Annotated in this window: 10 protein-coding genes; 6 read left to right on the forward strand and 4 right to left on the reverse strand. The window is 38.9% G+C overall.

Going from position 1 to position 9,496, the window contains the following annotated elements:
- Positions 1 to 193: cold-shock protein (locus tag ACNKXV_RS04450; RefSeq protein WP_417906497.1), on the forward strand; the 193-nt coding region annotated here is incomplete at its 5' end.
- 55 nt (positions 194 to 248) lie between these two features.
- Here ACNKXV_RS04450 and ACNKXV_RS04455 read toward each other — a convergent pair.
- Positions 249 to 1,208 (reverse strand): NAD-dependent epimerase/dehydratase family protein, encoded by a 960-nt coding sequence (locus ACNKXV_RS04455; RefSeq protein WP_417906498.1) that lies wholly within the window; start codon positions 1,206 to 1,208, stop codon positions 249 to 251.
- Between the two features lie 151 nt (positions 1,209 to 1,359).
- Here ACNKXV_RS04455 and ACNKXV_RS04460 point away from each other — a divergent pair, with 151 nt between their 5' ends.
- From ACNKXV_RS04460 to ACNKXV_RS04470, 3 genes are all read left to right on the forward strand, one after another.
- Complete coding sequence (locus tag ACNKXV_RS04460; RefSeq protein ID WP_417906499.1) at positions 1,360 to 1,938, forward strand: hypothetical protein; 579 nt, start codon at positions 1,360 to 1,362, stop codon at positions 1,936 to 1,938.
- 15 nt (positions 1,939 to 1,953) lie between these two features.
- The gene (locus tag ACNKXV_RS04465; protein WP_417906500.1) at positions 1,954 to 2,484 is read left to right on the forward strand and encodes a nuclear transport factor 2 family protein; all 531 of its coding nucleotides are present in this window, start codon (positions 1,954 to 1,956) and stop codon (positions 2,482 to 2,484) included.
- 141 nt (positions 2,485 to 2,625) lie between these two features.
- Positions 2,626 to 4,695 (forward strand): M13 family metallopeptidase, encoded by a 2,070-nt coding sequence (locus tag ACNKXV_RS04470; protein WP_417906501.1) that lies wholly within the window; start codon positions 2,626 to 2,628, stop codon positions 4,693 to 4,695.
- Between the two features lie 69 nt (positions 4,696 to 4,764).
- On the opposite strand, the gene ACNKXV_RS04475 is transcribed toward ACNKXV_RS04470, so the two are convergent.
- Both ACNKXV_RS04475 and ACNKXV_RS04480 read right to left on the reverse strand, forming a co-directional pair.
- Positions 4,765 to 5,124 carry a YraN family protein gene (locus ACNKXV_RS04475; RefSeq protein ID WP_417906502.1) on the reverse strand — a complete coding sequence of 120 codons (360 nt, stop codon included), beginning with the start codon at positions 5,122 to 5,124 and terminating at the stop codon, positions 4,765 to 4,767.
- A 6-nt stretch (positions 5,125 to 5,130) separates the two neighbouring features.
- On the reverse strand, positions 5,131 to 5,712 hold the full coding sequence (locus tag ACNKXV_RS04480; protein ID WP_417906503.1) for a hypothetical protein: 582 nt from the start codon (positions 5,710 to 5,712) through the stop codon (positions 5,131 to 5,133).
- 122 nt (positions 5,713 to 5,834) lie between these two features.
- Between ACNKXV_RS04480 and metG the strand changes: the two genes are divergently transcribed.
- The gene (gene metG, locus ACNKXV_RS04485) at positions 5,835 to 7,910 is read left to right on the forward strand and encodes a methionine--tRNA ligase (RefSeq protein WP_417906504.1); all 2,076 of its coding nucleotides are present in this window, start codon (positions 5,835 to 5,837) and stop codon (positions 7,908 to 7,910) included.
- 78 nt (positions 7,911 to 7,988) lie between these two features.
- Positions 7,989 to 8,891, forward strand: coding sequence for a histone deacetylase family protein (locus ACNKXV_RS04490; RefSeq protein ID WP_417906505.1), 903 nt, complete (start codon positions 7,989 to 7,991; stop codon positions 8,889 to 8,891).
- 114 nt (positions 8,892 to 9,005) lie between these two features.
- On the opposite strand, the gene ACNKXV_RS04495 is transcribed toward ACNKXV_RS04490, so the two are convergent.
- A complete protein-coding gene (locus ACNKXV_RS04495; protein WP_417906506.1) occupies positions 9,006 to 9,338 on the reverse strand; it encodes a single-stranded DNA-binding protein in 333 nt (110 codons plus the stop codon).
- Between the last annotated feature and the right edge of the window lie 158 nt (positions 9,339 to 9,496).

Raw genomic sequence — 9,496 nt, forward strand, 5'->3', positions numbered from 1 at the left:
GCAAGGCACAGTTAAATTTTTCAATGAATCTAAAGGTTTTGGATTTATTACCAACGACGACACAAAAAGAGACATCTTCGTACACATTACCGGGTTGAATGGTGAAACCATCCAGGAAGGTGACAGAGTAGAGTACGAAGAAACAGAAGGAAGAAAAGGAGTGAATGCTACATCTGTACGCGTGATCGAATAATATATTTTTTCTGAGTAAAAAGTAAAAAGCCGCTATTTAGCGGCTTTTCTTTTTTTTAAGCTTTTTCCTTCAGTGTCTCCTTAACTCCATCCAGCATCACACTGGTCATTTTTTCGAGATCATACTGGTGTTTCCATCCCCAGTCTTCTCTGGCAGGGGTATCATCTATACTCGAAGGCCAGGATTCAGCGATTTGTTGACGAAAATCAGGTTCGTAGGATATTTTAAACTCAGGAATATGTTTCTGGATCTCTTTCGCCAATACTTCAGGAGTAAAGCTAATAGCTGAAAGATTGTATGAAGATCTAACTTTCACCTTCTCTGCAGGGGCTTCCATAATATCTACAGTTGCTTTAATAGCATCATCCATAAACATCATTGGTAAAGCAGCATCCTTATCTAAAAAGCTGGTATAGGAACCATTCTTGATCGCTTCATGGAAAATTTCAATGGCATAATCTGTAGTACCTCCGCCAGGTAAGGTTTTATAACTTATAATTCCCGGATACCTTATACTGCGCACATCTACCCCAAATTTATTGAAGAAGTATTCGCACCATCTCTCTCCGGTTTGTTTACTAATTCCATAAACGGTTGTAGGTTCCATCGCCGTGATTTGAGGGGTATCATCCTTTGGAGTTGTAGGTCCAAAAACAGCTATACTGGAAGGCCAGAATATTTTGTCAATAACCCCTTCTTTCCCAAGGTGAAGAATATGGAACAAAGAATCTATATTAAGATTCCAGGCCAGCATAGGTGCTTTTTCTCCTGTAGCACTTAACATAGCCGCCATGAGATAAACCTGCTTGATATTATATTTTTCAATTACTTCTCTAATCTTAGGCTCATCTGTAGCATTAAGGATCTCAAACGGACCTGATTTCATCAAATCATCTGCTCCTTCTCTTATATCGCTGGCAACAACTTCTTCATTTCCATGTATCTCCCTTAATTTAAGGGTGAGCTCGGTTCCAATTTGTCCACAGGCACCTATTATTAAAATCCTTCCGGCCATATTTTAAATTTTGTGCAAATATATTTATTTATATAGAGGAATTCGAAATCTAAAGTATTTCTTACAGGGGTTAATTGAGAATTCTTCAAATTAGAAAGCTTTAAAAATTATCGGTAAATTATAAATAACTTTGTCACATAACATCTCTTTAATGAAGCATCTTATTTCTGTTTTTATACTAATCACCCTCTTTTCCTGCAAACCGGATTCTGAAGGAAACAACGCTAATATGAAGAAAGTGGACAGTCTTTCTTTTCAGCAAAAGATCCAGATTGACGATAGGCAATATGCTCTTGATCCTGAAGCCAGGGAATATGCCTTGAATTGGGTAGAATTTATCACCGCGCAAAATGAAATAAGAAATATGGAAAATGCGACGCTTAAAGAGGTTATGCGTAATTCTGCATCTACAGCGCAAATAATGGAATCCTTAATTACCTCCCTTCCGGATAGTTTGCGCTCAGTATCTGTAGAAGCCAGATTGAATGTGGTAAATACTAAGGCTCAACTTTTAAAACAATATGCTCATAAGAGAAATCCTGATGTGAATAATATCAAACGAACCACCCAGGAATTGTATTCAGAATTTAATAATCTGAAGCTACAAATGAATGAGCTTTTCCTCAAAACCCTGGAAGATTTCGAAGGTGAACTGGATAAATTTGAAGAAATGGAAAGAGAAATGGATTCTCTCAGCACCTCACAAAGCCAGCAAAAAGTAGTATCTTAAAATAAATTTAGAGCAATGAAAAAATCGATATATCTTCTTCTGGCCGCGTTTTTAATCGGTTTTTCCCCCGTTCTCGAGGCTCAGGTTAAAAATTCAGAAAAGAACATTCAGGCTGTAAAAAAACGGGTAACCAAAACTGTGGATAAATGGCATGAAGCAGCCGGTGAAGCTAACTTTGAAGATTACTTTAATTTAATGACAGAGGATGCCATCTTTATAGGCACCGATGCAACTGAAAACTGGACCGGAGCCGAATTCAGAGAATTTGCCCGCCCATATTTTCGTGCAGGAAAAGCCTGGGATTTTACTCCTATAGAGCGTAACATCTATGTTCATGAAAATACTCGTGTAGCCTGGTTCGATGAACTTCTGGATACTCACATGGGAATTTGCCGTGGCTCGGGAGTTGTGGCGAAAGAAAATGGAAAATGGAAAATCCATCATTATGTTCTTTCCATAGCCATTCCCAATGATAACGTTACTGAAGTTACCGAGTTGAAAAAGGATTTCGATAAAAAGCTTATTTCAGATCTAAAGGAAAATTAGCCTTTTTTAAAGCCGTTTAATCCCCCTATATTTTACAACGCCCTTTCAAAAGTAATTCCTTTGCTATTTGGCAGATAATCTCTGTATTTTTTTCTTGTTTTATTACATTAGCCATATTATTACTAATACTTATATTAAACAATGAAAAAAATAAACAAAGCTTTGTTTTTGTCATTAGTTGGAGCAGGCCTATTTACTGCATGTAACAATGATGAAAAACAAGCTACAGAAACTAAGGAGATCCATGGTATCAACCTTGCCTACATGGATACCACTACAAGTGCCAGGGAAGATTTCTTTCGATATGTAAACGGTCGCTGGCTTGATAGTACTGAAATCCCGGGCGACAGAACCCGCTGGGGAAGTTTCGACGAATTGCGTCAGCGTACAGATGAAGATGCTCTTGCTCTGCTAGAAAAAACAGCCAAAGACAAGGATCTTGACGCGAGTACAGATCAGGCGAAAGCGGTTTTTCTTTATGAAAGCATAATGGATACCGTTACGCGTAACAAGCAAGGCATCAAGCCGGTAAAACCATACCTTGAGAAAATCGAGGCTATCAAGACAAAAGAAGACCTTCAGCAGTTCCTTATAGAAATGAGTGAATATGGAAGTGCCGGATTCTTCAGCTTTGGAGTGGGTGCAGATAGTAAGAATTCTAATATGAATGCTGCCTATTTGGGACCATCAGGATTAGGGCTTCCGGAAAGAGATTATTATCTGGAACAGGATAGCGACTCTAAAGATAAAAGAGAAAAATACAAAGAGTATATTACAGATATGCTTCAGTATCTTGATTATTCTGAAGCTGATGCGAAAGCTGCCGCTAAAAAAATTCTTGCATTTGAAACGAGACTGGCCAGTCCACAATTAAATAAAGTAGAAAGAAGAGATGCCCGCAATACTTATAATCCAATGAGTATCGCTGAACTTCAAAAAACAACTCCGGCAATCAACTGGAAAGCATATTTTGACGGCATTGGAGCTAAGAACTTAGATACCATTATCGTTTCTCAGCCTAAATACATGAAAGCTCTACAGGGTATTATTGCCGAAAACTCTGTTGAAGACTGGAAAACATATCTTAAATGGGATCTGTTCAATGGAGCCGCCGATGCTTTAACCACAGATCTGGAAAGAGAAAAATGGGAATTCTATAGTAAAACCCTTCAGGGAGCTAAAGAACAAAGACCTCAGAACGAAAGAGCCTTAAGCACGATCAACAGTGTGGTAGGAGAAGCTTTAGGGCAATTGTATGTGGAAGAAAATTTCCCACCAGAAGCGAAAGAAAAAGCTCAGGAAATGGTTTCTAATATCATAAAAGCTTATGAGAACAGGATCAATAACTTAAGCTGGATGAGTGAAGACACCAAGAAAAAGGCTTTGGAGAAATTGAGCACTTTTACGGTGAAAATTGGATATCCAGATGAGTGGAAAGATTACAGCGACCTGGTTATAAAAGCTCCGAATGAAGGAGGTTCTTATTTCCAGAATATGCTGAACGCTCAAAAATGGAGAGTAGCTGAAAATATGGCCGATCTTGGTCAACCTGTAGACAAGGGAGAATGGTTCATGTCTCCTCAAACAGTGAATGCTTATTACAATCCGCGATATAACGAAATAGTATTTCCAGCTGCCATCCTGCAGCCTCCATTCTATGACTATAAAGCCGATGCAGCAGTAAATTATGGCGGAATTGGTGCAGTTATTGGCCATGAGATCTCTCACGGATTTGATGACAGCGGTTCCAGATTTGATGCTGAAGGAAACCTGAATAACTGGTGGACAGAGAAAGACCTGAAAGAATTTGAAGAGCTTGGGAACGAACTTGCAGAGCAGTATAGCGCGATCGAAGTTCTGGACAGCGTTTATATCAATGGGAAGTTCACCCTTGGAGAGAATATTGGAGATCTTGGGGGAGTGAATGCTGCCTATGACGGACTTCAGATTCATTTAAAGGAAAACAACAATCCAGGGAAGATCGATGGCTTTACGCCGGAACAAAGATTCTTTATGTCCTGGGCAACCGTTTGGAGAACTAAAATGAGAGAAGAAGCTTTACGCAATCGTATCAAAACAGATACTCACTCTCCGGGGATGTACCGTGCATATGTACCACTTCAAAATATTGATGCCTGGTATGATGCTTTCGTGATCGAAGAAGGAGATCCAATGTATGTAAAACCTGAGGACAGAGTTCGTATTTGGTAAAACATAGAAATATTCAATAGAAAAGAGGCCGGTTTTTACCGGCCTCTTTTCATTAAATAAATATGGAAGTTAGAAATAGAGAAAAGCATCCTGTATATGTTCAATTTTCTGGCCTGTACGATTTTTGATTATGGCGATTATATCAAATCTCACATCAACTTCAAGCCCCGATTCCTCTACATAATTATTCACGGCTTTTACAAGTTGTTGTATTTGCTTTGGTTTTACAAAATCCTGGGGATCTCCAAATTCAAGGGTGCTTCTGGTTTTTACTTCAACAGCTATAAGCGTATTTTCTCTTTTAGCAATTATATCTACCTCGGCCTTCTGGTATCTGTAATTTCTCTGCAGAATTTCATATTCTTTCAGCCTTAGATATTCAATGGCTAGCTCCTCTCCTTTTTTCCCAAGATCGTTATGCTCAGCCATTACTTTCTATTTACTATTTAAGATCATTATCGATCCTACTTTGAGATCCAAAGCTTTCAATTCTTCAGGACTGGCTTCAATAATGCTGTCTCCATAAAACTGGTCTGGAATATCTGCATTAGCGGCGAGAAAAACCCCAAGTTTATTATTTTCAAGTTTTCCACCGTTCCAGTCCACTGCTCCACTGTAATCCCAGCCAAACCCGTATACTGAAACAGGTTTGCCATTTAATTTATTCAACTCCTCCAGACTTGTTCCTATTTTTACACCGGTATTGGAAGACCATTTACTTCCTTCTGAATATTTAACCGAATATACTTTTATACGGTCTTCATTTTGCCAGGTAATTAGAAGCTGGTCTGGCGTCTCCGGATATAAAATGGTATAGGGTCGTTCCACGGTTCCTTCCTCAAAAATACCCACCCCATTTTTAAAACTGGCATCGGGATAGGTCTTCCTGATTTGATCCAGACTCATTTCAGCAATATTTTCCATGCTGTAATAAGCATTGCTGCCGGAAGTAGCTTTTTTAGAAGAGTTACAGGCTGCGACTATAAGCATACTAAGAACTAAAAATATCTTTCTCATTTATTGGGTGTTTTAGGTAAAATTAGGAAGTAATTCGAGCAGACATTGCCCTTTTACAAGAATTTAACGCCTAATCGAACGCCTTTGCTTAACTTTACGCCTTCAAAAAAGGACAAAGAATAATGAGCAAAAATCCTCAGAGATTTACGATAACAGCGGCCCTACCTTATACCAACGGGCCTATACATATTGGACATTTAGCCGGAGTATATGTGCCGGCAGATATTTATTCACGTTTCCTTCGCATGCAGGGGCATGATGTGGCCTTTGTTTGTGGGAGTGATGAACACGGAGTTCCTATTACCATAAAGGCAAAAAAAGAAGGAGTAAGCCCTCAGGATGTAGTGGATAAATACAACTCCATCATCAAAAAGTCTTTTGAAGAATTTGGAGTTAGTTTTGATAATTATTCAAGAACCTCGGGGAAAACTCATCACGATACCGCTTCCGCATTTTTCAAAAAAATGTACGAAGACGGAAAATTTATTGAAGAATCTACCGAGCAATTATATGATGCAGAAGCAAATCAATTCCTTGCCGACAGATTTGTAACCGGGACCTGCCCAAAATGCGGAAACGAAGAAGCTTATGGTGATCAATGTGAAAGTTGCGGAACTTCCCTGAATGCCACAGATCTTATAAATCCTAAATCGGCTATTACCGGTGCAGTGCCAACTTTAAAGGAGACCAAGCACTGGTTCCTTCCACTTGATCAATATGAAGACTGGTTAAAAGAATGGATACTTAAAGGTCACAAAGCCGATTGGAAAAGCAATGTTTACGGACAGGTAAAATCCTGGATAGACGACGGTTTAAGAGCTAGAGCCGTTACCCGTGACCTTGACTGGGGAATTCCGGTTCCTGTAGAAGGTGGTGACGGGAAAGTGCTTTATGTATGGTTTGATGCTCCTATTGGTTACATTTCGTCTACAAAAGAGTGGGCAGAAAGAGAAGGAAAAGACTGGGAACCTTACTGGAAAGATGAGAACACTAAACTTGTTCATTTTATAGGAAAAGACAATATTGTTTTCCATTGTATCATCTTCCCGGTGATGTTAAAAGCACACGGGAATTATATCCTGCCAGAGAATGTTCCTGCCAACGAATTTTTGAATCTGGAAGGTAAAAAGCTTTCTACTTCCAAGAACTGGGCAGTTTGGCTGCACGAATATCTGGAAGACTTCCCGGGACAACAGGATGTATTGAGATATGTACTTACTGCCAATGCTCCTGAAACCAAGGATAACGATTTTACGTGGAAAGACTTTCAAGCGCGTAACAACAATGAATTGGTTGCAATCTTCGGGAATTTCATCAACCGTGTTATTGTACTTACCAATAAATATTACGACGGGATAGTTCCTGAACCAGGAAATTATACCGAAGTTGACGAAAGAACTATTGCTGAACTAAAAGCATATCCAGCAGTAATCGCCAGCTCGATTGAAAAATATCGCTTTAGAGAAGCTCAGGGGGAATTGATGAATCTTGCCAGATTAGGTAATAAATACCTTGCAGACGAAGAACCATGGAAGCAGATCAAAACAGATGAGGAAAGAGTAAAAACCATCATGTATGTTGCGTTGCAGATAGCTTCAGCACTTTCAATAATAAGTGAGCCATTCTTACCTTTCACTTCAGAAAAATTAAAGAGGATGCTTAACCAATCCGGTGAAAGCATGGAGAATACTCCAGACTGGGATATTATTGGCACTAAGGAAGCATTATTACCAGCGGGACATAAGGTTGGAAAAGCTGAATTGCTTTTCAGCAAGATCGAAGACGAGCAAATGGAAAAACAACTGGAAAAATTGCAGGCTACTAAAGCTGCTAACGAAATGGAAAATCAAAAAGCTGAACCTCAAAAAGACATTGCCACTTTTGAAGATTTCACCAAAATGGATCTTCGAGTTGGAACAATTGTAGAAGCTGAAAAAATGCCGAAAACCAAAAAACTACTGGTTTTAAAAGTTGACACAGGGATTGATCAGCGCACCATAGTTTCGGGAATTGCAGAGCATTTTAAACCTGAAGATATAATAGGAAAAAAAGTAACGGTACTGGTTAATCTTGCACCAAGAAAACTTCGTGGAGTAGAAAGCGAAGGAATGATCCTTATGACTGAAAACGCCGAAGGAAAGCTTGTTTTTGTTAATCCGGATGAAGACGGGGTTAAAAGCGGAGCAACTATTAACTAAGAATAATTTTCCCGTATTAAATTTTAAATTCAAAAACCTGTCCTTTCAGTTTCAAACTTAAAGGCAGGTTTTTTGCTTATGCTAAAGATCGCAAATCACCCCATCTACAAACATCCTTTGCCGGAAGGTCACCGTTTCCCCATGGAGAAATATGATCTTTTACCCAAGCAATTATTGCACGAAGGAACCTGTACTGAAGAAAACTTTTTTCAACCCGGTTTTCCCGATGAAACACATATTTTAAGAGTCCATGATCCCGAATATTTCACGCGTCTAAAAAATCTGGAGCTTACTAAAAAAGAAATCCGAGTTTCGGGATTCCCGCTTTCACAGGAATTAATAGACCGGGAGCAAATAATTGCTGAAGGCACTATACAGGCTTGTTACTATGCTATTGATAATGGTATCGCCATGAATATTGCCGGAGGGACTCATCATGCTTACTCCAATCGCGCAGAAGCTTTTTGTTTGTTGAATGATCAGGCCGTAGGCGCACGGTATTTACAAAGTAAGGAACTTGCAAAAAAGATTCTTATCGTAGACCTTGATGTACATCAGGGGAATGGGACAGCAGAAATTTTTAAAAATGATGATTCTGTTTTTACTTTTTCCATGCATGGGAAAGGGAATTACCCCTTCAGGAAAGAGAAATCAGACCTGGACATTGAACTAATTGACGGGACCAAAGATTCTAAATATCTTGAAATCCTTAAAACGACCTTACCCGGACTCATAGATAAAGTTCAGCCTGATTTTATTTTTTATTTGTGTGGTGTAGACATTCTCGAAACCGATAAACTTGGCAGATTATCCTGTACCGTGAATGGATGTAGGGAACGTGACCGGTATGTTTTGCAAACCTGCCATGACCTGCAAATTCCGGTAGAATGCAGTATGGGTGGAGGATATTCTCCCGATATAAAAACCATTATTGATGCCCACGCCAATACATATAGATTAGCCCAGGAGATCTATTTTTAAATCAAAAATTCCCCTTTAGAGTTTTAAAAACACCTTATACTTTAGAACCTGAATACTCACAATTAAATAAATGATCCCGCCATTTGATTATGGCGGGATTATTTATTGCATCCACTATTTACCCAGTAGTAGCACCTCGTGACAAACCACTTCAGTAATATAACGCTTCACTCCATCTTTATCTTCATAACTTCTGGTCGTAAGTTTTCCCTCAATTCCAACTTCTTTACCTTTTGGTACATAATTCTCAATAAGGTCGGCAGTTTTTCCCCAGGCTACGATATTATGCCACTGGGTGTCGGTAATTTTTTCTCCTTTAGAATTCTTATAACTCTCATTGGTGGCTACTGAAAATTTGGCCAGTTTCTTACCAGATTCAAGGTTCACGATCTCAGGCTCATTACCTACATGTCCAATCAATTGTACTGTGTTTCTTAAAGTGCTCATAACTAAAGAATTTAATTATTGAAAATCATTCGTTCATTTCAACAGGACAAAGATGCATTGAGAAGAAAGCCTTATTCGTCTGCAAAGTATTTGTAGGTGTTTATTTTCGTTTGTAAACGTTTGTAAATGGAAAACCTCAGCAAATCTGCGGGTTCTGA

The organism is Christiangramia aquimixticola (assembly GCF_048285835.1).
GTDB lineage: Bacteria > Bacteroidota > Bacteroidia > Flavobacteriales > Flavobacteriaceae > Christiangramia > Christiangramia aquimixticola.